Below are 23,240 nucleotides of genomic sequence, written 5' to 3' on the forward strand. Positions count from 1 at the left end.
TTGATAGGAATATATTGAAGTGTGTGCTTTGGCTAAAATACATCACCACACCATCTTAGCTGTGCATTGTCGCTTTCATTTTGCTACAATCATTGACATCCTCACAAGATACCTGCCCCTGATATGTAAATTTAATCAGTCTGGCGGTTTTAATTATTTAAATGTGAGGATTGCTGATGTCAAAATTTCTGACTTTTGTTTTAACCCTATTTACACTTCCAACTCTGGCTTTTGAAGAAATTGAAGTCACACCCAGAGATTTTAAAGGCTGGGCGCCTGCCAATGTTCGCGATGATGCGATTGTTGAAATCAATAAAAACCAACCATTATTTGGTGATGGTTCATTGATGTTTGCTACAGACACTGTGACCAATGGACAGGACAAAGCAGATTTTGAGTTAATCTGGCAACAATCTGGTAACAACATAGACTTTCCCAACCGAACCTTAGGCAATATTGAAAATCTTTTGTTTGCTTGGTACCGTGATTCAATGAGCACAACAGCACCACACTTGGTTCCCGCATTTAAATTGCAGTTCTATGATGATGGAGGCACAATGGGCAATGCAGCAGATGATATTTTGGGGCTACTGATATGGGAACCTATTTATAACGGCATCAATCCCGCACCATCAGATTCATGGCAAATCAGTACATTGACCGAAGGTATTTTCTGGGTGTATGTTTCTCAAAGTGCAGGAGGTTCTGGAGTCATCCAAAATTACAGTTCAACACTTGATGATTGGATAAATAATAACCCTATGGGCCAAGGAGGAGACCCAAACGTCGATTTAAGTGCTGATACCTATGTCTTTGGCGTTCAGATTGGCGTCGGTTCTGGTTGGAACAATTCATTTACAGGATACGTAGATGCGGTGCAAATTTCATTTGGCTCAGGTGATGACAAGCTATACAATTTCGAAGCATGCGCCACCTATGTCGCCAACAACAATCCTGACGTTATTTTTAATAACGACTTTGAGTGCTATAAACTGATACCTTAGCAACAAATTAAATACTGACCAAAGGCACATTTAATTTTGTGCCTTTTTGATACAATCATTGGCTTTTTAACCCAAGAGAGACCCAATGAGAATATTGCTTTTCTTTTCTTTGATGCTTGGTGGCCCACTGGCCATGACTGGCGCATCAGCCCAAGAAGCCCTGACTTATCAGAAACCACCACAAGAAATTTTAGACTTGGTAGACGTTGAACGTGCACCGGCCGTTCGCATCAATTCAGCAGCTGATACCATGTTACTGCTTTACCGCGACAGTTACAAAACTTTGGCTGAATTGTCTGAAAAAGAAATGCGATTGGCCGGTTTGCGCATCAATCCCAAGACCAACATTGGCAGCCGTGTGACCTATTACAACAACATCAAGTTGATGGACATGGACAGTAAAAACGTCAAAGCCATCAAAGGCCTACCTGAAAATTTGCGTTTGGCGAATTTAAGGTGGTCACCTGATGAAACAAAAGTGGCATTCACCCACACCACTGAAACTGCCGACTCAGCAGGCGTAGAAGCCTGGGTCATTGACATAAAAAAAGCCAAAGCACAAAAGCTCACTGACGCCACATTAAATGCCAATACCGGTAACCCGATCAGCTGGTTCAAAGACAACAAAGCTTTACTGGTTAAAAAGTTACCCGCCAATCGCAAAGCATTGATTGATGGTGATGCTGCGGTTCCAGCTGGCCCCACCATTTCTGTCAGTGACGGTGCCAAAGCGCAAAACCGCACCTACCAGGACTTATTAAAGAACAGCAACGACGAACATAACTTTGAGCAATTGACCTTGTCAGAATTACACAAAGTCAATTTAAAGGGCAAAAGCACTTTATGGAAAGAAGCTGCCATGTACCGTGGCATTTCATTTTCACCTGATGGCCAATATGTTTCTGTCAGCACCATCACCAGACCTTTTTCTTACATTGTGACATTAAGGCGGTTCCCCACCCAAACAAACGTTTATAAAAACAGTGGCGAATTGGTCAAATTGGTCAATAACGTGCCTTTAACTGAAGTGATTCCAAAAGGGTTTATGTCAGTTCGTAAAGGCAAAAGAAGCATGCAGTGGCGTGCTGACAAACCAGCAACACTGGTGTTTGCAGAAGCCTTGGATGAAGGCGATCCAGCCAAAGAAGTCACCTATCGAGACGTGGTCAAACAATGGGCAGCACCATTTAACAAGCCAGCTAGAGAATTATTGAAAACCAAAGACCGTTTTTATCAAATCATCTGGGGTGATGACAGTCGCGCATTGGTTTACGATTATTGGTGGAATACTCGTATGCTCCGCACCGCGTTGTTCAACCCATCTAATGCCAGCGAAGAAGCCATTTTGGTTAATGAAAGGGATTATCAAAATGCTTATGCCGACCCAGGCCAATTTGTCACCAAACGAAATGATTATGGTCGCCAGGTATTAGACATTCAAAATAACAATGTGTTTTTGTTGGGTGAAGGCCACAGTGAAAAAGGCCAGTTCCCTTTTGTTGATACCCTGAACCTTGAGTCTTTGGTCACCAACCGCCTGTATCAATCTGACTACACCGACAAACTAGAATCCTTGTCATATGCCACTGACATGTTAAAGGGAAATGTATTGGTGCGTATTGAATCGGCTACTGATTATCCTAATTATTACATCAGAAACATCATCAACGGTGATTTGAAACAGGTGACAGACTTTGCCAATCCTTTTGCCAGCTTACAAGGTGTGCACAAGGAAGTGATTAAATACCCGCGTGAAGATGGCTTGCCTTTGTCTGGTACTTTGTACTTACCTCCCGGTTATGATATCGAGCCGGACAATGGCAAGAAAGAAAAATTGCCTTTGATCATGTGGGCCTACCCAACAGAATTTAAAGACAAAGATGCAGCCGGTCAAAACACCAACAACCCCAATGCCTTCACCTACCCTTATTATGGCTCAATGATTTATTGGGTCACCCGTGGCTATGCCGTTTTGGACGATGCATCATTCCCAATTGTTGGAGAAGGTGATGAAGAACCGAATGACACCTTCATCAAACAATTGGTAGCCAATGGTAAAGCTGCGATTGATGCTGTTGATGAATTGGGCTATATCGACCGCAACCGCGTGGCGGTGGGTGGTCACTCATACGGTGCATTCATGACCGCAAATTTATTGTCACATTCAGACTTGTTTGCCGCTGGTATCGCCAGAAGTGGCGCCTACAACCGCACCTTAACACCTTTTGGTTTTCAATCTGAGGAACGCAGTTACTGGGAAGCGCCGCAAGTTTACAACACCATGTCACCGTTTATGAATGCTGAAAAAATGAAGCACCCCTTGTTGTTGATTCACGGTGAAGCAGACAACAACTCAGGCACTTACCCATTACAGTCTGAGCGTTATTTCAATGCATTGAAAGGCTTGGGTGCTACTGCACGGCTGGTGATGTTGCCGAAAGAAAGTCACGGATACCGTGCCATTGAATCGATCTTGCACCTGTTGTGGGAACAAGACCAGTGGCTGGAAAAATATGTTAAGAACAAAAGTACAGAGGAATAAGTACTTATATACGTAAATCAAAAAGCCGCTCATCATTAGAGCGGCTTTATTTTAAATAATTTATACTTTTTTAATCGCCTCACATGGTAACTAAAATACGAATTGAATCTAGCTGTGGCAAAGTCTCTTCAATCACTTTCAAGGAATGTGCTAAGCCTTGTTTCAAGTGGGTTATTTCTTCTGGACGAACCTGTGCATTATTGGCACTCAAATTTTCTAAACGCTTGATCTCTTCGTTCAATTTATCTTTCACTTTGTTGCCTGATGTCGCAATCAAATCAGGCAATGCTTGCTGCATCAAATCATCGGCACGTTTCATCAGTTGCTTGATAATAGGCAATTTCACTTTCAATACGTCTACCGCTGCATGTTTTGGCACAGAATGACGAAACTTTTTAACCAATTTATCGGTTAATTTAGCCCCCACATCCATTCCCGCTTCAGCAAGTAAAAATCGCTGACTGACGGCAGGCAAAAAGCGCGACAGCTGCATATTTGATTTACCACTGGCTTGGATCAAATAACGGCACTCTAAAAACATTTGGCCAGGTTTCAATCCAGAGTTTTTCAATACAGAAAAGCTGGTATTCCCTTTTTCTTGGCTTACAATCATATCCAACACTTCCGTCACCATGGGGTGCTCCCAAGTGATAAAATGCATGTTTTCATTGGCCAAAGCAATGTCTCGATCATAGGTAATCGTCATGCCCTCTTCCATCAAAAATGGAAAGAATTCGTGCATTTCATCTGTCGGTTTGATGATTTCACTGCCGAGTCTGTGCTCTTCATAATTGACACCAAAGGCGTCAAACACACGGTGCATGAAATGTTCTAGAGTCACAGCATCTTCAAAATCTTCAGCTGCCTCATACAGCGCTTCGGCTTGCTCAGGACGACAAGAATTGTATTCCAGCAAGCGATCTCGACCACGGGTCATTTGAGATAACAATTCAGCACTACTGGCCTGGCTTTGCGCAATCATTTGTGCCAAGGGCTCTTCATCCAATAACTCAGACAAGGTTTCACACTGCTGGGCATAAACATGGTGCGCCGCTGGGTTGGTTTTTTCAAACAAACCCAAGCCTTGGTTATACCATTTGAACCACTGCTCTTGTGCTGTTCCTATCAAATAAGGCACATGAATATGAATGGTGTCACTTTGCCCGATGCGATCTAATCGACCGATGCGTTGTTCCAGCAAGTCAGGGTGCGCCGGTAAATCAAAAAACAACAGGTGTTGTGCAAACTGAAAATTGCGCCCCTCAGAGCCAATCTCAGAACAAAGCAATATCTGTGTACCATTGTCAAAGTCAGCAAACCAGGCAGCCGCTTGGTCACGTTCAATCAAACTCATTCCTTCGTGGAATACCGCCACATGAATGCCATATTGCTCCCGAAAATGTTGTTCCAGTTGTAAAACGGTCTGTGCAGAAGAAGCAATCACCAATAATTTTTCAGGCGCTAAGCTTTTGCATTCATTGACCAACCATTCGATTCTGGGGTCAAAGTCTTGCCAAGGCACTTCAGCATCTGGATCCACCAGTTGATGGATCAATTCAGGCGTCAAACTGCTGATTGTCTCTGCATCATGTTCCATGTATTCGTCTGGACAGTCTAACGCGTGGCTGTGTAATTCACGTGATGGAAAGCCTGTAACCGATTGACGCGTGTTTCTGAACAACACACGGCCCGTGCCATGTTGGTCTAACAATTGATTGATCAAAGATTGTGCTTTCTCAGGCGCATCAATGATTGCATCAAGTTCAATCAAAAAATCATCTGAAACATGTCCTTTCAGTTGTGACTTGATGTTCTTTAAATCTACTTTTTCATTGTGTGTGACTGCTTGTATCAGCCCATCGATCGCATCAGCCACTGGTTCAAACTGCTGCTCTTCTTGCAAAAATGTTTCAAAATCATGGTACCTGTTGGCATCAAGTAAACGCAATCTGGCAAAGTGACTCTTTCTGCCCAGCTGTTCTGGTGTCGCAGTCAACAACAACACACCTGGGATTTTATTCGCTAAATGCTCAACCATTCGGTATGCGCGCACACTTTCTGGCTCCTCTTCTTCAAGGTCATCTTCAGTTATAGAATGGGCATCATCAAACCATTCCAAGTGGTGCGCTTCATCGACAACCATTAAGTCCCAGTCTGCAGCAGCAATTTGTTCTTCCCGTGCCGGATTGGCCAACACCATTTCCAATGGCAAAAGTACCAACTGAGCTGACTCAAAAGGATTTCCAAATCCAGAACTTTCCTCTATCTCCTTGCATTTTTCTTCATCAAAAACCGAAACAGGCAAATTGAATCGACGCAACAATTCGACCATCCACTGATGCGTCAAACTTTCTGGCACGACGATAACGACCCTTTGGGCCCTGTTGGTCAACAGTTGCTGATGAATCACTAAACAGGCTTCAATCGTTTTTCCCAGCCCCACTTCGTCTGCCAACAAAACCCTCGGCGCATACCGCTTGCCTACCGAATGCGCAATAAACAACTGATGCGGAAGCAAAGTGGTGCGGCAACCCACCAACCCATACAGTTCGGATTGTTGTAAACGTTGTTGGTGCGCCCTGGCTTTTTGGCGTAAATCAAACCAATTATTCTTGTCCAATTGGGCATTCATCAACCGTTCAAAAGGGCGATCTAAAGAAATCGTATTGGCGATTTCAGTTTCAGGAATCACATCTTCTTCACCGTTTTCTTTGATTCCAAAATAAATGAACAAACCATTCATGTCTTTCACATCATTGATGGTAATAGACCAGCCATCTTTGTGCAGTAAAACATCTTCTATTTGCGGTTCATAACGGGTCAATGGTGCAGAATCTTTGGCGTAGACACGCTCCTCTTCAACGGCATCAAAAGCCACTTTAACCATCCTGACGTTGTCACTGATGACGCGACCTAAGCCCAATTGTAAATCGGCATTGTTGATGAATCTTTGTCCTGATATGAATTGCATGTAAAACTGTTGCGCTGAAAAATGGGTCGCTATTTTATCAAGAATACAGATAAAATACGTTCAATGTTTAAATTATTAATCGTTTTCAATCGCAATGCGGGCAGTGGCAAAGCACAACAATTCCTACCACTAATCAAACAACACCTTGATAACAAAGGGGTTGCATGTGATTGGCTGTTCACAGAATCGCAAGGCCACGCCAAAACTTTAATTGCTCAAGCTGATTTAAGCACTTATTCAGGTGTCATCGCCGCAGGCGGTGATGGTACTTTGTTTGAGACAGTAAACGGTTTAATGACGCATGATGACCATGACCGGAAACCCTTTGGTGTTGTACCAGTGGGCACAGGCAATGCATTTTCTCGTGAATTGGGCTTACTTCCTTCAGATTGGGAAAAGGGTTTGGACATCATTTTGTCGCGCCAAACCCAGTCGATTGATTTAGGGCACGTTGAATGTGTTGACCAATCGTTTTATTTTTTGAACATCATTGGTATGGGCTTTGTGGTTGAAGCTGGTAAAACCACGTTGAAAATCAAAAAACTGGGTAAAATTTCATACACTTTAGCGACCTTATGGGAAACCATCAAACTGAAAAAGCACAGAATCAAAGTGACCATTGATGATGTGGTGATTGATGACGACTTGGTTTTTATCGAAGTGGCCAACAGCCGCTACACCGGCACTTCGTTTTTGATTGCACCAGATGCCAAGATAGATGATGGACTTTTGGATGTCATCATCTTAGAAAAAATATCAAGACCTAAAATCCTCAGACTTTTTCCAACCATTTACTCAGGAAAACACGTCAATTACAAAGAAATTCAAACCCACCAAGCCAAGAAAATCACCATTGAGACGCAAGCACCCATGCCCTTAATGCCAGATGGCGAATTCAAAGGCACAACGCCAGTTACCATCACTTGTGTGCCTTCGTCTTTGCAGCTATTTAGTTAATGGTTTGCTCTATTTCAAATCCATCTTCAAAAATTAAATCTACAAAGGGCTCAGGTCTTTGATAAATGACCGCAACGGAACCGTTGATTGCGTTGACATTTGATAAATTCCCATAGGTGCCTACCGCTAAATCATCTTTACCATTGACATCGAAATCACCAACGGCGAGCGCATATCCAAATCGTGTGCTTTGCGCTAACATGGCAGGATAGGCCAAATCTAATTGGGAAAAGAATATGTCGTTATTTACGCCATTAAGACGACCTCCATCAACACCGAAAAATAAAGCCACAGCACCGGCATCTGTCACTTCAAACACATCCTCATATGGAATGCCTACTGCCAAATCATCAACACCGTCATTATTGAAGTCACCAGTTGCCAAAGTGTGACCAAATAAATCGTTTGGCTCAAGGGAACCATTAACACCAGATATTCCTTGATGAATAGAGTGATTACCATTGGCCCTTAACCCACTACTGCTTCCATACATGATGACCACAGCACCAGCGTTGTTGATATTATTGACCCGCTCATAAGGTACCCCGATAGCCAAATCATCATAATTATCACCATTAAAATTACCTGAAGCCAATGCAAAACCGAATCGATCTCCATCTTCAGACAAGCCAATGATGCCGTCACTGTCCTGATGAAAATTTTCATTCCCAGATAAAGACAAGCCACCCAAGTTCAATGAAGTTTGTTGCTTGCCATAGATCACATTGATACCGCCGCCAGTTCTGTTCGCTCCATCAGTTTGAACATCACCTGGCACACCCACTGCCAAATCATCTACGCCATCACCATCAAAGTCACCGGCGGCTAAGGAATAAGCAAAGTTTTCATCGTCTCTGGCGCCACCATCTAACGAAGACTGGCTAAAAAACTCATCCGCCCCGCTCCTTAATCCATAATACGGTCGCCCCAGAATGACATTAACGCCACCTGCTTGTGTGGCTAAATTGCTATTAACTGCTTCACCCGGCACCCCGACTGCCAAATCCTCAGCCCCATCATTATTAAAATCACCTACGGCCAATGAAAAGCCAAAAACATCTCCTTCTTCAGCCGTACCGACCAAATCATTGTCTTGATGCAACTGTGTTAATGCACCGCATGCATCCGATTCATCACAACCCAAAGATCCAGGTTCAACAATATTCGCCATCCCGCCATTGTCTTCACCGTTCAAGCGTTCATAGGGAACGCCGGCAATAACGTCTTGATACCCAAGACACAAATCTAAACCATCATAATTGCACTCCAAGTCGCTATAAAACCCAAAATTACCAATAGCCACACTGAAGCCAAACTGGTCACCTGCTTCTGCATCCCCTGGAATGCCACTTGAGTTTTGAGAAAATTTCCTGACAAGGTTCGAGTGAGTAAATATACCCTGCAAACCTGCACTTCTGATATAAACAGCGCCGGCCTTCTCGCCATTAACCAGAGCTTTCGGCGCACCAATCACCAATTTATTTCCACGAGCTGCCAATGCCGAACCAAACAAAGCATCTAACTGCCGTGGTTCATTAAAGGTCGCTGAATCTTGCATGATGGTGTCATTGTCAGAGAACAGTAATTGTGATTGAACCTCGCCAAACGGCAACCCAAGCAGAATAATAAAAGTCACTCCATGTTTGTTAATCATTTTGACCCCCTTTCACCAAATTGATAAATATTTTAGATTCAGTTACAAAATAAAATCAATGAAAAGCGGTTTTAACTAGTGAAAAAACCTATGTTTTATTTAGACACTTGCGACACACCAGCCGTTAAGGAAAATCGCATGGCTTCTTCAAATGACCAATCCACTGATTTGGTTCTGGATTTTGGTATAAACGCCGTATAACCGCCGACGTTATATGACATGGGAAAATAAACCGCCACATGAGGTTCATCAAAACATGCCTGCAAAGTCGAAGGTGGCTGGTCATTGGTGATAAAACCCACCGCCAAACCCAGTTGGCCAAGTTGAACCAATACAGTTTGCTGGCTTTGGCCTTTTTTGTTATCAAACATCCCTGCCAGATCTTTGATACCGCCATATAAAGTTTTGACCAAGGGAAAACGCAACATGGCCTGTTCAATACGTGCATACAACCAATTGACTATGCTGATGCGGGCTAGTAAGCCCATCAAAAATAGCAGGACCAACATGATGACCAAACCACTGCCAGGAAAGATCAAAAAATCCAGCTTAATCGCAGCCAATGCTTTCAGTCCCAAATTATTCAACCATTTAAATGACGACCACAACAACCACAATGTCGCCGCTATCGGCACCACAATCAACGCACCTTTCAACAAGGGTTTAAGCAATATTTTTTTTAACATATTACGCTCCTTAAACGAATGAACTTAATTTGTTATTCAGTTCAGTTTTTCTTGCATCATCTGCAAAACTGGCAGCAATGGCATCTGCCGTCATTTGTACCAATTCAGATTCACTGACACCACACTCATCATGAACGGCTTGCATGTTTTCCTGTAAATAAGCGCCAAAATGCGCCGGATCGTCAGAATTTATGGTGACATTCAAACCCAAATCCAACATTTGTCTGATCGGGTGGTCTTTCATCTCTTTCACCACATGTAAACTGGTGTTTGAACAAGGGCAAACCGTCAATGGCGTTTGGTGCTTTTGTAGGTATTCGACCAGATCTGGATCGTCCAAGCAGCTGATACCATGATCAATGCGATCAACCTTCAAATCTTTAATGGCCGACCATATGTAACTGGCATCACCTTCTTCTCCTGCATGTGCCAAAATTTTCAAACCCTCATCTCGCACCTCTTTGAATAAATCAGAAAACATGGAGGGCGGGAAAGGCACTTCAACAGCTGCCAAACCAATACCTAAAATGTCATTCTTGAATCGCTTGAGTAACGCCCAATCTTCTTTCGCTGCATCCAGTCCAAGGTGCCTGATAAAACAAGGAATCATGCCGCCTGTGATACCGAGCTCTTCATAACCCGTTTTGAAACCCGACGCTATGCCTTCTATGACCATATCAGGCGCAAACCCTCGGTCAGTATAGGTTCTGATGTCGCAAAACACTTCAGCATGCTGGACATTTTGTTGTTGGCACTTTTTCAAATAGGCCACAGTTAAGGTGTGAAAATCTTCAGCTGATCGGATCACCTCTGTGCCTTGTAGATACAAATTAACAAAATCAGTCAGGTCTTTGAATTGATATGCGGCTTTGATTTCATCTAAATTTTTATAAGGCAATGCTACACCATTTTTCTCCGCCAAAGTCATCATCAACTCGGGTTCTAATGAACCTTCTATGTGCATATGAAGTTCTACTTTAGGTAATTTTTCAATGAATGAAGTCATCTTGAGCTCCCTGATGTGTGGTAAAAAAACAAAAAAGCATTCTATCACGACTGGCACAATCCTGTTACACAACGTAAAATAGCCGATTGCTTTGAATATATTCAAAAAAATGAACACAGATTATTTAGACTTTGAACAGCCTTTGGCCGAATTAGAAGCCAAGATCAATGAACTGCAAAATGTCAGTGATGACAATGCCATGAACATTGATGAAGAAATAGAAAGATTAAAGGCCAAACTCAAATCAAAAACCAAAAGTATTTTCTCAAACTTGAGTGATTGGCAAATCACACAATTGGCACGCCACCCTAAGCGTCCATACACTTTAGATTACATAGCACTGATGTGTACAGATTTCCAAGAACTTCATGGCGACCGCGCTTTTGCTGATGATGCTGCCATCGTCGGTGGACCCGCTAAAATCGGTGACCAGCCCGTTATGGTTATAGGCCACCAAAAAGGCCGCAAAACCAAAATGAAAATCAAGCGCAACTTCGGCATGCCAAGACCAGAAGGTTATAGAAAAGCATTGAGGTTAATGCGCACAGCCGAACAATTTAACATGCCTATCGTGACGTTTATTGACACACCTGGCGCTTATCCAGGTATTGGTGCAGAAGAACGTGGTCAGTCAGAAGCGATAGCCAAAAATTTAGAAGTCATGTCAAACTTGAAAGTACCGATCATCTGTACTGTTATTGGTGAAGGTGGTTCAGGCGGTGCATTGGCGATTGGTGTGGGCGACATCACCATGATGTTACAGTACAGTACCTATTCAGTAATTTCACCTGAGGGTTGTGCTTCAATTTTGTGGCGCAGTGCAGACAAAGCCCAAGATGCGGCTGAAGCTTTGTGCATCACCTCGAATAAATTGAAAGAACTCAAACTGATAGACCATGTGATTGAAGAGCCGCTGGGGAGCGCGTATCGTGACCCAGAAATGGTGGCTAACAGCATGCAAGCGAAGATTTTAGGTGAAATTAAACGCTTGCAAGACATGTCTGATGCAGAGTTGCTGGAACAGCGTTACCAGCGCTTGATGTCTTATGGCGCATTCAGCGAATAATATAGAATTATTTGATCCACAATTATTCTCAGATGAGCAACATTTTTTGATTGCATACAGCGGTGGTGCAGATTCCACCGCTTTGCTTCATTTTTGCGCCCACCATCCTTCACTAAAAAACCGCGTTCGTGCCATTCACATCAACCATCAATTACAAAAGCCGTCATCTGAATGGCAATCACATTGTGAAAAGCAATGCCGTCTATGGCAGATACCGATTGTTGTTGAATGCCTCACCTTGAGCGATGACTCAGAAAATACCGCACGCGAAGGCAGAAGAGCCGCTTTCGAACAACACATCAAGCACTCTGAAGTGTTACTCACAGGCCATCACCTTCAAGACCAAGTTGAGACCGTATTGTTTCGTTTGTTTCGGGGTACTGGGCTGAAAGGATTAGGCGGCATGCAATCCTACAGCAAGCTACCCAGTGGTCATACCATCCATCGACCCTTGTTGCTGATAAGTAAAGGGCAAATCAACACATACCTTGAGTTCAATCAATTGACGTGGGTAGAGGATCCAAGCAACCAAAAAAATCAATACAGCCGAAATAAAATTCGCAATCAGCTGCTGCCAGTCATCGAACAATATGATGAACACGCGGTTCAAGCCATCAGACAGTCTGCGGCTTATTTGCAAAAGAGCCATGAATTACTCTTGCAACTGCTACCTAAAGACAACCCTATTCCTATGAACAACCTGGTAACAAGCACCTTTTTGCACCACTGGATTCAAAAACAAGGCATCAATCCACCACCTGCCAAACACTTAGACGCCTTTATGATCAGTTGTTTACAGGCTGAAAAACACAAAAACCCAAGCATAACTTGGGCACGTTATACACTGTCACTATGGCATAAACAGCTCTACTTACTTAAACGGGTTGCACAACCCAAAAACGCAACCCTAGACTTTCACCAACACATAAAACTTCCATGTGGAGGCCAGATCAGTTTTTCCCGTCCTCTGGACATGAGGTCACTACAAATTAGGTATGGGGTAACAGGGTTTCGAATTAAACTAACAAAACATGCGCAACACAAAAGTATCAAAAAATTACATCAAGAGCAAAAAACGCCACCATGGGATAAAGTCATTACCCCTTTCATTTACCACAATAATGAACTGTTAGCAGTTGGCTCATGGTGCACTCAATCCTTTGAGCAATTACTGGCAGCAAACAATTGTGATTTTTCATGGCAGAAACCCAATCAAATTCTGTAAAATAGCGCCCATGAGTCAATCCAAAACATTCGAAGCACAACTACAAGAGCTGAACAAAATCATTGAGCAAATGGAAGACAATGATGTCGGTTTAGAAGCCTCTTTAAAGCTTTATGAACAAGGCGTCAAGCTGACCCGTTCATGCCAAAAAATCATACTAGAAGCTGAGCAAAAAATACAAAAACTGATGGATCAAAACAGTGAAAGTGAATGATTTTTTCGCTGTTGAACTGGCACGCATCAATCCATTTTTAGCGCAACAGTTAAACTCATCGGCGATTGAAGACAGTAAGCTTAAAGAAGCTGTTGCCTATTCTTTATTAGCCGGTGGTAAGCGTGTTCGTCCGTTATTGGTTTATGCCACAGCTGACGCACTTGGCGTTCCTTTTGATGAAGCAGACCATGTTGCCGCTGCGATAGAGATGATCCATGCTTATTCTTTGATCCATGATGACTTGCCTTCAATGGATGACGATGATTTACGACGAGGCAAACCCACTTGTCACATTCAATTTGATGAAGCTACTGCCATTTTAGCTGGCGATGCTTTACAAGCCATGGCTTTTGAAGTGTTGTCACAAACACCTAGCCAGGCCACTCAAATCGTCAAAATCATTCAAATCATGTCCAAAGCCTGTGGTTTAGTCGGCATGGCTGGCGGCCAGTCTTTGGATCTAGAAGCCGAAAATAAAGAAGTGAGGCTCTCACAATTACAAAAAATCCATGCTGCAAAAACTGGTGCACTTTTAATTGCTTGTGTAGATATGATTTGCGCCTTATCTGACAACCACAAAGCAGCCGCTGAATTACATCAATTTGCAAATCATTTTGGCATGGCTTTTCAAATTGTAGATGACATACTCGACGTGACAGCTGACACAGAAACTTTGGGTAAACCAGCTGGCTCTGATGAAGCACTGAATAAATCGACTTATCCAAGCTTAATGGGGCTTTCAGGTGCTAAGGATGCCGCGGAAAAGCACATTCACAGTTGTTTTAAGCATTTAGAGGCCGCCCATATTTCAAGTGACAAGTTAACACAGTTGACTCACTTTATATTAAACCGAGCGCATTAAAGCAACAGCTGTTTCTTCAGTCCATATATTCAAATACTTTGACCACACGCTCTACATGCTTAAGGTGACGGATTCGCTCGACCACTGCCTCAGATTCTTGCTGCGTTACCATTCCCATCAAAAAAACCTCATGATTAGCCGTCACAATAGACACTCGGGTTGGATCAAAGTCTTCTAATTCGATTTTTAATAAACTGCCTTTGGCTTTGGTACTGATGTATTTATCTTTGGTCCGACGGCCCATTTTTGAAACTTCATCCACCAATTTCAGTTCATTAACCACTTTCATCACGCCATCTTTCACAGCAGCAACATCTTCTGCCGTCACACGATCTGAATGATTTGTCACTTCACCCACCATCAAAACCACACCATTATAAGTTTTGACTTTGATGCGACTGTCGTCTGACAAACTTTTGCGCAATTGATTCTTTACACTGGCGGTGATCATTTTGTCATCTAAAACTTGTCCACTGGAACGTCGGTCATGTGCCACGTTTACAGCAGTAACCAGCGCCCCGCCAACCAAAACAGGTGCACAAGATGACAAACCCAAAGTCAAAACCAAAGCAGTGATGATAATTTTCATTTTTTTCCTCAATTAGCCTTCAATAAAAGGCATGTTCTATCCAATCTATAGTATGTGATTCATGATCACCTTGAATCGCTACCACATCAAATCTGGCATGGTAACGGTTATGCCATTTCTTCTTTGTCATCAGATGGTTGGCGGCCCTGATCACTTTTTGTTGTTTCTGTTTACCAACAGACTCAAGTGCATTGGCCCATTGATCATGCTTTCTGTAACGGACCTCTACAAACACAATCATGTCTTTTCCTGATTGCATCACCAAATCCACTTCTCCAGCAGTACAACGGTAATTTTTAAACAAAAGCTTCAATCCTTTTTGTGTTAAAAATTCAGCCGCTTGGTGCTCCCAAAAGTCTCCAGTTTTTATTGTTCTGCGGCGAACACTTCGCCACCAATGTAATACGCCCATGGTAGGTGCCTGCGAATTTTGCCATCAAAGTCCATTGATAAATTACCTGACAAGCCGGAAAATTTTCCACTGTTAACACGACTCATCCAAGTCAATCGAGACGTTAATTGATAAGCATCATAACCAAAAGCAAATAGATTCAAATCTGTATTTTGAATTAGACTCACATCAAAGGCTAAAGTTTCTAAAAAGTCACCTGTTTGTAATAAGAGTGGCGCTACAGGGAAATAAACACCTTCTAAATCCTTATTATGTTGCTTGTTATCAAAACCCACAAATACATGAGATGTTGCATAAACAGGGACTTTCGCTGCCCGATTAAATTTCAACTGTGGCACCATCATACGCGCAAAACCAGGTTGAGCTGCCAAAAATATGGCATCAATATCTGCCCTAACCACTTCTTCGGAATGCACAGGTAACTTCAAGTATTGTTGTAGGTTTTTACTCCTCAGGCGACTTCCAACCAAGCCCAACACTTGCCTGAGTTGTGCAGAATAATCTGCTTGGTCGGTTGCAAAATAATGGTTAGAAATGATCTGACCTCCTAAATCTACAAATCGTTGTGCAAATGCCAATGTAATGCGTTCACCCCATGGGTCATTTGATGATAAAATTAGAACTTGGCGCTTACCTTGTTGATACATCACTTCAGCCACATCTTGAGCTTCCGCTTCTGGAGACAAGGTAAATTGATAATCGTCACTGTTGGACTGATTGAGTAGCAACACTGGAACTGTAGGCTCTGGTAATGCCTCGAGTGCTGCAATAGATTGCTTGTCCAATGGGCCTAATATGATATTCACTCCCGCTTCTTGTGCAGAAAACAATGCCGAAGCAAGCGCCTCACCTTGACTGCCGGTATCAAAAAATAACAGTTCATTTCGGCCACCTTGACTCATAGCAGCAGTCAGCATCCCTTTTTGAACCGCCTTAGCAACATGCTCAAAACGCCCACTCATGGGCAATAAAACGCCAACTTTTTGACGCAAAGACACTTCATTACTACCCAAAAAGTAACTTGAAGCTGGGTGGTTTTTCCATTGACTAAACCAATGTTCACCTGACTCACCGTCAGCTCCAAACTCAACAAAAGCGGCTTCTAGCCACCCACGCCACAGCTCATCATCCGTTTCACTGATTGCTTGAATCAAGTCCATCTCAGGTACTTTCATCAACTCATAAACCAAGTCATCAGATACTTTGTTATCAGTCGAGTTCTGTTCATCTGTTGGCAACTGCATCAATGCAAGTATATTTTTAGCTGCCAATAATGAATTGCCGAGACGTGCATGACATGCTGACAAGAGATTATAATATTCGGATTTCCAGTGTCCCGTAACTTCTGATACATTTAACGCACCCAATAAATCAATCACTGACGAGCAGTTACCATCCTGATCAGCCAGCTGGGCAGTGATGATGTCTTTTTCAGCCGAATATGAGAGTAGCTCATGATTTAAAAGTGGGTATATTTTGATGGACTCACCCAATCGACCATAGGCATCTATTAATGCCAACAAAACCGTTTTATTGGGGTGAGCGTTGTGGCTTTGTTCTAACCAGCTGACTGCATTGAAATAATCCCCTGCTTGATACAAAGCCATTCCTTTTCTTTGTTCGTTAAGTCCATCAGGGCGCACATTATTACCACCACAGGCCAACAATAAGCTAAACACGGTCAATAAGGCAGCATGCCGAACTGAGACTTTCACATTCCAATGATTTATATTCATCTCCAAATTTTAACCCGATTCTTACCTTCAAAATACAGTAAAATGACAATTTTCTGATTCTCTCAACATCATGGAAAACACGCCAGGTATTTTGTACATCGTAGCCACCCCTATTGGCAACCTCAATGACATCAGTTTTCGTGCCTTAGAGACTTTGAATAAATGCGATTTAATTGCTTGTGAAGACACCAGACACACCAAGAGACTGTGTCAACATCACGACATCAGAACCCCTTTACAAGCCTACCACCAGCACAATGAACACCAAGCAGGTCAAAAATTAATTGACCGCTTAAACTGTGGAGAGCACATTGCATTGGTTTCAGATGCTGGCACACCTTTAATCAGTGACCCTGGCTATGTGGTGGTGCAGCTTGCCCATCAAGCTGGCATTCAAGTATCACCCATTCCTGGCCCTTCAGCACTGATTTCTCTGCTCTCTGTGGCTGGCCTTGATACCAGTAGCATTCAATTTGAAGGTTTTTTACCTAATAAATCATCACAAAGACTGAGTGCTTTAAAACAACTTTTACCCTGTCAAAGCACGCTGGTCATTTATGAGTCGTCACATCGGATTTTAGCCTGCTTAAATGACATCAGCAATATTGCGGGAAGTGACCACTTAATGGCTATGGGAAGAGAGCTGACCAAAACGTTTGAAACTATTTACCATGGCAGTATAGATCAAGTTTTAACTCAACTGACAGACAATCCTGTACAACAAAAAGGTGAATTTGTTATTGCCATTTCGGCCACAAAGCCCACTGTTAATGAATCTGTACCCCTGATTGCGCAAAAATTAGCGCTGACTTTGATGCCGTTATTGCCACCCAAAATTGTATCTAAAATAGTTGGGTCGCATCATGACTGCAACAAAAAGCAGGTTTACCAATTTATTTTAGACCAACAAGCAAGTGAATGAGCTTTTGCTCCCAATTAGGCCTGTGTTTTTCAAAATAGCGCAGCAGTCCTTGTTTTTTCCACTCAACCACTTGCTTACTGTCTGTACTTGAGTGTCCCTTGATGTGCTTGACCTGTATGTCTCCGGCATAACCTAATTTGCCTCCCTTGTCTTGAATCCTTTTGAACAAGTCCAAATCTTCAAAATGTAATGGGTACCCTTCATCAAAACCAGAAATTTCTTCAAATACAGGTCGTTTGATGGCATAACAGGCTCCATTCACTGCTTCTACATTTACCGGTGCTTTTCTTAAATTCAAACCTTGTATAAAGGGCAGTTTCTCCAAACTTGAAACTGTTTTCAGAACACGCCAAATATTTGGTAACCTGCGCCAAGTTCCTTTTTGTGTGGACCCATCTGGGTCAACCACATGGCAACCCAATAAATCAGATGACCCTTTGGTTATCCTTTGTGTCAATTGCTCCAACTGGCCTTGTTCCAACAAACAGTCTGGGTTAACAAATGATATTACAGGTGAACTACCGCATTGAGCGCCTTGGTTACAAGCATATGAAAAACCCATGTTCTTATCATTTTCAAGTAAATTGACATCCAACTGTTGAAGACGTTTTAATGACCCATCTGAAGAAGCATTATCCACAACAATAACATTCATTTGCTTGTTATGTTTAAGCACATTGATCAAATCAATAACATACTGACCTGCATTGTAGTTAACAATCACGACGTCGACACTTACAGGAACTATACTTTGATCTGATATTTGGTTCATCAATTATTGTGTGCGGCAAAACTGCCACAGTTCTGGCCAAACACGCATTGCATCAGCAATCTCTTTCAAGTCGAACCTTGCTTTTGCCAGGCAAGCTTCCATATCCATTCCAACGGGCCAATCTCTTAAAACAGGGACTTCATTCTCGCGAACAGCTTGTCCATTGGCTTGTAACAATTCACGCACATCAGCCTGCCAATAAATGGGTGCATCTGGCACTTCTGCTGAAATTTGTTGCAAATTATTCACCAAATCCGAACGTACTTTAGACATGTATTCACGCAATCTCATTTCTAACATTTGATCATCTGACGTGCTTAAATCATCTAAAGCTGTTGCCACCGACAACAGTCGAGAGGCCGGATCTTTAGATAACAAACGTGGTGCAATCGATAAAGCATAGTCTGCGACAAATCGGTTGAAGTTGGGCCGCTGTGCTATGTGGTTGAAGCTGCTCCGATCGCGTTTATTGGTTTGCAAATGACCGAGCATCATTGGAAAATGCAGCGACACTTGATCAGGGTAGCAAGCGTTCATCATGGCATTGAAGAAATGGTCTTCATTTTTATTCACCGGCATGGCAAATGGTGCCATTTCACTGTTATCGATGGCAGATGGTGCAAATTGTGCCAGAACCGTTGCTTGAAATCTTGGGGCATAATGTAATAAATGAGAGGCTTCAATATTGTCTAGATAGGTCTCTCTGTCCTTCCAGAATGCCTCCCTTTGGTCACCCTTCAGTTGATACAGCCAATAATTACTTTCTGCTCTAGGGCTACCCCATGTTCCATTACATGTGGTTTTTATTTTTGAGTTTTGATTCAACTTTAGTAGGTCACGCAATCTCAAACCATACAGTGGACTGCTTTCCATGTCAGACTGACCTGACAACCAAGAGCCAAACGATTGACCGCAGGCACCAATCATACCCGCCAATATATCTTCATCATATACTTTGGATTGGCCTTTAATTTCTCGAACGTTCAATCCAAAATCAACACCCAGCTCTCCTCGACTAAGCAAGTCAATCTTATCTAATTGGGCAGATTCAGTATGTCTTGGCTGCATTAAAAAATCATCATCAAAAAATGTGAATTTTTTGCCGGCTAAAGCCAAAAGTGCTAAATTCCAAACACGCCCACCGGTAAACCCTTCTTGTGTTGAAAGCAACCATGACACTTGAGTTGCATCGTGAGGAAATTCTTTTTGAAGCATGGTTATAAATTGTTGCTGCCAGGCTGATCCGTGATAAGTCACTTTGAGTTTTACTTGTGTACACAACAGCTCATTTTCCTGGGCCAACTTTCGACCTGTGGAGTCATCAAAAACCAAAACCTCATGCTTACAATCATGAGATTTTTGATATTGTTCCAATGACTCTAACAAACGCGACAAATGCTCAGGTCTGTCACAAGTTCTGACCACCATTCCCGCATATTTCGGTTCGGCAAGTGCTTCTGTTGCTTTTAAATCAGACATCCAGTCGTCAGCACTTTTTAGCAAGCCTTTGTTTTGCATAAAACCCAGCACTTTTTCTATGGCCGACTGTTGACCTCTCAATTCAGATATAGATTGCTCAATGTGTTGAACGTGTTCATGTATTGGCTTGAAAACTTGCGTTAAGCTCATGGCTTGCAACACTTGTAGTGTCATGATGTGATTCATACCGGTATCTGCTTGCAGAAATACCAGTTCATCTGACGACAAAGGTAAAGCAACCCCATCCACAGAAGCGAACAAAGTCATGTCCTTAGGTTCTGGCTTGGCTATTGTCTGGCTGCCAAAATTAAATTCAAATTCCATTATTTTTCCTTATCAAACCAGCGAATACATCGACCTATGATTGGATGCTTTCGCCATTTATCTTGTTGGTCATTCAGTTTAACGAATTTTTCAGCAACAGAAATATATTCACGAATCATTTCATTGTAGTGTTCATAAACACTCTCGCTGCTGTCAGTAAACCCATAACAATCATCAACCATAGATGTGTCGATACTTTTATTTGAAGCCACGACGATAAAATACAAGGGATTAAAAGGCATTTTATCTAACAATGCCTTTCCATCATCTTGGTGTGTTTGCATGGTTAACGTTTTTAATTTCTGGTCCATTCTCCAAATAGCAGACTGGAACATGAGTTTTTGACCAAACCACTCTGTGTATTTAAACTCTTTGTGAATCAAGTCAGAAAATTCATCTTTGTACAGCTCTTTGATGTGGTATTCATTCTCAAAACCTGTTTTGTCACTGTATTCAGCTTTGTCCGGTGTGCTTATGATAAGCATGCCATCATCTTTTAAAACCCGTTTAAAAACTGCCAGCAGCTGTTCATGTTCTGCTAAATGTTCAATGGTCTCAAAAGAAACCACAACATCCACACTGTTTTCAGGTAAATCCAAAGCCAAAATATCTGAATGCATGAATCTTAAGTTTTTATTGCTATATTCACTTTTTGCATGCTCAATTGCCTCTACCGATACATCCACACCCAATACACGGTCTGCCTTGTGTGACAATATGTGACTGCCATAGCCTTCACCACAAGCAGCATCTAAAACCACCTTACCTTCAACCCATTCCGCCACCATGTGGTAGCGGTGGTAATGCTCGTACCAAATTTCTCGCTGACACTCGGGTAAAAAACGTTCACCTGTGAATTTAAGTTTTGTATTTTCTGACATGGGTTATCTGGCCACTGCCTGAGGCATTAAAAACGGCCTATTTTATCAATGATTGATTCCCTGAGTGAAGCCAATGCATCTTTTTCAATAAATTCAGCAATTAACTGCGCATACTCAGGGTGCTTAGCCAACAACCTGTTCATTGTTTCGCTGCTGGGCTTAAGTGCCAAGTCTTTAAATGACTGGTTTCCTATATGTGCTACATACACGTTATCACATAAAATATTTTTTAGGCCAGCATATTTGACTCGCAAAGAATAATCATTTTCTTCACCATATCCGTGACCAAATACTGTTTCATCAAAATACCCAATAGCTTTTTTTGCTTGAGCGGTTACCAGCATACAAAACCCCACCGCAGTCGGTATTTCTGGGTAGGTAGCCTGGTGTATTGATTGTAAACGAGAAGTAAATTCGTCTATATCCTTAGGCAACAGATTGTTCTGCAAGGTACAGGGGAAACTACAAATTTCTGCATTATTAGACCAAGGGGTTGCTGTACCTAATTGCTCACAGTTTTCAGAAGCATACTTTAAACCCGCTAACCAGCCCGTTGTCACCAACGTATCTGAATTAAGTAAAACCGTATGACCACTTGTTAGTTTCAATCCCCTATTGGCTGTTTTTACGAAACCTAAATTTTTACTGTTATTCAAAAACTGCCAGTTTTGTCTGTACTCACACATGCTTTCAATAAACGGCAGCACACGAGCATCAGTTGATGCATCATTAATAAACACCACATTTTCTTCACCGCTGTGTTTGACTAGTGATGCCACACAGTCTGACAAAGACTCAAACGCATTAAATACTGGAATAACAACCTGCATTAAGACCACTCAGTTTCTAATCGACAAACACCCAATTCTCGTGTTTTACCTTCAATATGTAAATCCAGCTCCAATGTATCTACCATTTGTAATTGATCAGGTGTCATGCTGTGCAACTTAATTTTATAGTCACCTGGCAGCAACTTATTATTTATAAATTTAATTCTGAATTGAACATGTAAGTCATCAATAAACACAGGAATGCACCCTACTTCACTCGAATAGGTTCCATAAATGGCATGTCCATCAAACCCGACAATTCCGATGCTTAATCCAGGTTTCAAACCATCTGGCGTATACACAGTAGCCACAACTTCAAAAGTTTCCATCATGTTAATCTGATTGCCACGCCCCTTTCCTTCTACCAGAATAGATGCATCTGACACATGATAGGTATTTAAGTCTTGATGTTTATTGGAAGCATCTAGTTGACCTAATATTGCCGTTTGATACGCCTTAGCGACTTTATGAGAATCACCGTACATTTTTATACTGCCATTTTCTAACCACATGGCATTTTTACAAATGGTCTGAATATGATAAATACTGTGAGAGACGAGCAATAAAGTACCACCACCTGCTAAATACTTTTCCACCCATGCCAAACATTTAACTTGAAAAGCTTCATCACCTACAGCAAGAATTTCATCTGTAATCAATAAATCTGGCTTGGTTTCAGTAATCACAGCAAAACCCAACCTAACTATCATACCTGAAGAATAGGTTTTAACTGGTTCATTGATAAATTCACCAATGTCCGCAAAGTCGGCCATGCGTTGTATTTTACGATCTAAGTTTTCAGAGATACCTGCCAAAGTTGCAGCCATCTTAAGATTTTCAATGCCGCTATACTCAAGGTCGAAACCAGAGCCAAGCTCTAATAGTGCACCGATAGAACCATTGACGTTTACCTCACCTGAACTGGCTTTCATAACTCCTGAAATGATCTTAAGCAAGGTACTTTTTCCAGCTCCATTTCGCCCTACTATCGCCAAAGACTCACCTTTTTGTATCTCAAAGCTTATGTCTTTTAATACAGGTATTCCATCCGTATGCTGCTTGCTTCTAAGTGTTGCCCATAAACCTTTCATGCGATCTTTATTACAGT

Annotated in this window: 20 protein-coding genes; 8 read left to right on the forward strand and 12 right to left on the reverse strand. The window is 42.1% G+C overall.

Annotation, left to right across the window (positions count from 1 at the left end; genetic code table 11):
- Window positions 1–176: 176 nt before the first annotated feature.
- Complete coding sequence (locus FET73_RS02730) at window positions 177–1,004, forward strand: hypothetical protein (protein WP_154222370.1); 828 nt, start codon at window positions 177–179, stop codon at window positions 1,002–1,004.
- An 85-nt stretch (window positions 1,005–1,089) separates the two neighbouring features.
- Complete coding sequence (locus FET73_RS02735; RefSeq protein ID WP_154222371.1) at window positions 1,090–3,546, forward strand: S9 family peptidase; 2,457 nt, start codon at window positions 1,090–1,092, stop codon at window positions 3,544–3,546.
- Between the two features lie 79 nt (window positions 3,547–3,625).
- On the opposite strand, the gene rapA is transcribed toward FET73_RS02735, so the two are convergent.
- Window positions 3,626–6,517 (reverse strand): RNA polymerase-associated protein RapA, encoded by a 2,892-nt coding sequence (rapA, locus tag FET73_RS02740; protein WP_154222372.1) that lies wholly within the window; start codon window positions 6,515–6,517, stop codon window positions 3,626–3,628.
- A gap of 63 nt (window positions 6,518–6,580) precedes the next feature.
- Between rapA and FET73_RS02745 the strand changes: the two genes are divergently transcribed.
- Window positions 6,581–7,474 (forward strand): diacylglycerol/lipid kinase family protein, encoded by an 894-nt coding sequence (locus FET73_RS02745; RefSeq protein WP_179952069.1) that lies wholly within the window; start codon window positions 6,581–6,583, stop codon window positions 7,472–7,474.
- Here the strand turns inward: FET73_RS02745 and FET73_RS02750 are convergent.
- The 3 genes from FET73_RS02750 to add all read right to left on the reverse strand — a co-directional run bounded on the left by FET73_RS02750 (window position 7,467) and on the right by add (window position 10,820).
- Window positions 7,467–9,128, reverse strand: coding sequence for an FG-GAP repeat protein (locus FET73_RS02750; protein WP_154222374.1), 1,662 nt, complete (start codon window positions 9,126–9,128; stop codon window positions 7,467–7,469). The two genes, FET73_RS02745 and FET73_RS02750, sit on opposite strands and share 8 nt — an antisense overlap.
- 95 nt (window positions 9,129–9,223) lie before the next feature.
- Window positions 9,224–9,814: a DUF502 domain-containing protein gene (locus tag FET73_RS02755; protein ID WP_154222375.1), complete on the reverse strand. Its 591-nt coding sequence runs from the start codon at window positions 9,812–9,814 to the stop codon at window positions 9,224–9,226.
- A 10-nt stretch (window positions 9,815–9,824) separates the two neighbouring features.
- On the reverse strand, window positions 9,825–10,820 hold the full coding sequence (gene add / locus FET73_RS02760; RefSeq protein WP_154222376.1) for an adenosine deaminase: 996 nt from the start codon (window positions 10,818–10,820) through the stop codon (window positions 9,825–9,827).
- A 109-nt stretch (window positions 10,821–10,929) separates the two neighbouring features.
- On the opposite strand from add, the gene accA reads away from it, so the two are divergent.
- The 4 genes from accA to FET73_RS02780 are packed head-to-tail and all read left to right on the forward strand — an operon-like array spanning window position 10,930 to window position 14,187.
- A complete protein-coding gene (gene accA / locus FET73_RS02765; protein ID WP_154222377.1) occupies window positions 10,930–11,886 on the forward strand; it encodes an acetyl-CoA carboxylase carboxyl transferase subunit alpha in 957 nt (318 codons plus the stop codon).
- A complete protein-coding gene (tilS, locus tag FET73_RS02770) occupies window positions 11,867–13,111 on the forward strand; it encodes a tRNA lysidine(34) synthetase TilS (RefSeq protein ID WP_154222378.1) in 1,245 nt (414 codons plus the stop codon). The genes accA and tilS overlap by 20 nt, the downstream gene beginning before the upstream one ends.
- A 10-nt stretch (window positions 13,112–13,121) precedes the next feature.
- Window positions 13,122–13,325 carry an exodeoxyribonuclease VII small subunit gene (locus tag FET73_RS02775; RefSeq protein WP_154222379.1) on the forward strand — a complete coding sequence of 68 codons (204 nt, stop codon included), beginning with the start codon at window positions 13,122–13,124 and terminating at the stop codon, window positions 13,323–13,325.
- A complete protein-coding gene (locus FET73_RS02780; RefSeq protein ID WP_154222380.1) occupies window positions 13,312–14,187 on the forward strand; it encodes a farnesyl diphosphate synthase in 876 nt (291 codons plus the stop codon). Before FET73_RS02775 ends, FET73_RS02780 begins: the two co-directional genes overlap by 14 nt.
- Window positions 14,188–14,203: 16 nt before the next feature.
- Here FET73_RS02780 and FET73_RS02785 read toward each other — a convergent pair whose 3' ends face one another.
- Genes FET73_RS02785 through FET73_RS02795 form a run of 3 tightly spaced genes read right to left on the reverse strand, consistent with a single transcriptional unit; the run spans window position 14,204 to window position 16,924 of the window.
- Window positions 14,204–14,776 carry a BON domain-containing protein gene (locus tag FET73_RS02785; protein ID WP_154222381.1) on the reverse strand — a complete coding sequence of 191 codons (573 nt, stop codon included), beginning with the start codon at window positions 14,774–14,776 and terminating at the stop codon, window positions 14,204–14,206.
- 19 nt (window positions 14,777–14,795) lie between these two features.
- On the reverse strand, window positions 14,796–15,188 hold the full coding sequence (locus tag FET73_RS02790) for a YraN family protein (RefSeq protein WP_154222382.1): 393 nt from the start codon (window positions 15,186–15,188) through the stop codon (window positions 14,796–14,798).
- Window positions 15,143–16,924, reverse strand: a complete 1,782-nt coding sequence (locus FET73_RS02795; RefSeq protein ID WP_154222383.1) for a penicillin-binding protein activator — start codon at window positions 16,922–16,924, stop codon at window positions 15,143–15,145. Before FET73_RS02795 ends, FET73_RS02790 begins: the two co-directional genes overlap by 46 nt.
- Window positions 16,925–16,994: 70 nt before the next feature.
- Between FET73_RS02795 and rsmI the strand changes: the two genes are divergently transcribed.
- Complete coding sequence (gene rsmI / locus FET73_RS02800; protein ID WP_154222384.1) at window positions 16,995–17,846, forward strand: 16S rRNA (cytidine(1402)-2'-O)-methyltransferase; 852 nt, start codon at window positions 16,995–16,997, stop codon at window positions 17,844–17,846.
- Here rsmI and FET73_RS02805 read toward each other — a convergent pair.
- Genes FET73_RS02805 through FET73_RS02825 form a run of 5 tightly spaced genes read right to left on the reverse strand, consistent with a single transcriptional unit; the run spans window position 17,818 to window position 23,223 of the window.
- On the reverse strand, window positions 17,818–18,618 hold the full coding sequence (locus FET73_RS02805; protein WP_154222385.1) for a glycosyltransferase family 2 protein: 801 nt from the start codon (window positions 18,616–18,618) through the stop codon (window positions 17,818–17,820). The two genes, rsmI and FET73_RS02805, sit on opposite strands and share 29 nt — an antisense overlap.
- Before the next feature lie 3 nt (window positions 18,619–18,621).
- Complete coding sequence (locus FET73_RS02810) at window positions 18,622–20,421, reverse strand: hypothetical protein (protein ID WP_154222386.1); 1,800 nt, start codon at window positions 20,419–20,421, stop codon at window positions 18,622–18,624.
- Window positions 20,421–21,302, reverse strand: a complete 882-nt coding sequence (locus FET73_RS02815) for a class I SAM-dependent methyltransferase (RefSeq protein WP_154222387.1) — start codon at window positions 21,300–21,302, stop codon at window positions 20,421–20,423. The genes FET73_RS02810 and FET73_RS02815 overlap by 1 nt, the downstream gene beginning before the upstream one ends.
- A 26-nt stretch (window positions 21,303–21,328) precedes the next feature.
- Window positions 21,329–22,132 (reverse strand): glycosyltransferase family 2 protein, encoded by an 804-nt coding sequence (locus FET73_RS02820; protein WP_154222388.1) that lies wholly within the window; start codon window positions 22,130–22,132, stop codon window positions 21,329–21,331.
- Window positions 22,132–23,223 (reverse strand): ABC transporter ATP-binding protein, encoded by a 1,092-nt coding sequence (locus tag FET73_RS02825; protein WP_179952070.1) that lies wholly within the window; start codon window positions 23,221–23,223, stop codon window positions 22,132–22,134. Before FET73_RS02825 ends, FET73_RS02820 begins: the two co-directional genes overlap by 1 nt.
- Between the last annotated feature and the right edge of the window lie 17 nt (window positions 23,224–23,240).

The organism is Marinicella rhabdoformis (assembly GCF_009671245.1).
Lineage (GTDB): Bacteria > Pseudomonadota > Gammaproteobacteria > Xanthomonadales > Marinicellaceae > Marinicella > Marinicella rhabdoformis.

Bases quoted from the DNA above. Each gene is read 5' to 3' on its own strand.
- rapA (WP_154222372.1), bottom strand. From the start codon at position 6,517: ATGCAATTCATATCAGGACAAAGATTCATCAACAATGCCGATTTACAA.
- FET73_RS02795 (WP_154222383.1), bottom strand. From the start codon at position 16,924: ATGAATATAAATCATTGGAATGTGAAAGTCTCAGTTCGGCATGCTGCC.
- rsmI (WP_154222384.1), top strand. From the start codon at position 16,995: ATGGAAAACACGCCAGGTATTTTGTACATCGTAGCCACCCCTATTGGC.
- FET73_RS02820 (WP_154222388.1), bottom strand. From the start codon at position 22,132: ATGCAGGTTGTTATTCCAGTATTTAATGCGTTTGAGTCTTTGTCAGAC.
- tilS (WP_154222378.1), top strand. From the start codon at position 11,867: ATGGCGCATTCAGCGAATAATATAGAATTATTTGATCCACAATTATTC.
- FET73_RS02775 (WP_154222379.1), top strand. From the start codon at position 13,122: ATGAGTCAATCCAAAACATTCGAAGCACAACTACAAGAGCTGAACAAA.
- FET73_RS02785 (WP_154222381.1), bottom strand. From the start codon at position 14,776: ATGAAAATTATCATCACTGCTTTGGTTTTGACTTTGGGTTTGTCATCT.
- FET73_RS02810 (WP_154222386.1), bottom strand. From the start codon at position 20,421: ATGGAATTTGAATTTAATTTTGGCAGCCAGACAATAGCCAAGCCAGAA.
- FET73_RS02805 (WP_154222385.1), bottom strand. From the start codon at position 18,618: ATGAACCAAATATCAGATCAAAGTATAGTTCCTGTAAGTGTCGACGTC.
- FET73_RS02825 (WP_179952070.1), bottom strand. From the start codon at position 23,223: ATGAAAGGTTTATGGGCAACACTTAGAAGCAAGCAGCATACGGATGGA.
- FET73_RS02735 (WP_154222371.1), top strand. From the start codon at position 1,090: ATGAGAATATTGCTTTTCTTTTCTTTGATGCTTGGTGGCCCACTGGCC.
- FET73_RS02755 (WP_154222375.1), bottom strand. From the start codon at position 9,814: ATGTTAAAAAAAATATTGCTTAAACCCTTGTTGAAAGGTGCGTTGATT.
- accA (WP_154222377.1), top strand. From the start codon at position 10,930: ATGAACACAGATTATTTAGACTTTGAACAGCCTTTGGCCGAATTAGAA.
- FET73_RS02750 (WP_154222374.1), bottom strand. From the start codon at position 9,128: ATGATTAACAAACATGGAGTGACTTTTATTATTCTGCTTGGGTTGCCG.
- FET73_RS02790 (WP_154222382.1), bottom strand. From the start codon at position 15,188: ATGGGCGTATTACATTGGTGGCGAAGTGTTCGCCGCAGAACAATAAAA.
- FET73_RS02730 (WP_154222370.1), top strand. From the start codon at position 177: ATGTCAAAATTTCTGACTTTTGTTTTAACCCTATTTACACTTCCAACT.
- FET73_RS02745 (WP_179952069.1), top strand. From the start codon at position 6,581: ATGTTTAAATTATTAATCGTTTTCAATCGCAATGCGGGCAGTGGCAAA.
- FET73_RS02815 (WP_154222387.1), bottom strand. From the start codon at position 21,302: ATGTCAGAAAATACAAAACTTAAATTCACAGGTGAACGTTTTTTACCC.
- add (WP_154222376.1), bottom strand. From the start codon at position 10,820: ATGACTTCATTCATTGAAAAATTACCTAAAGTAGAACTTCATATGCAC.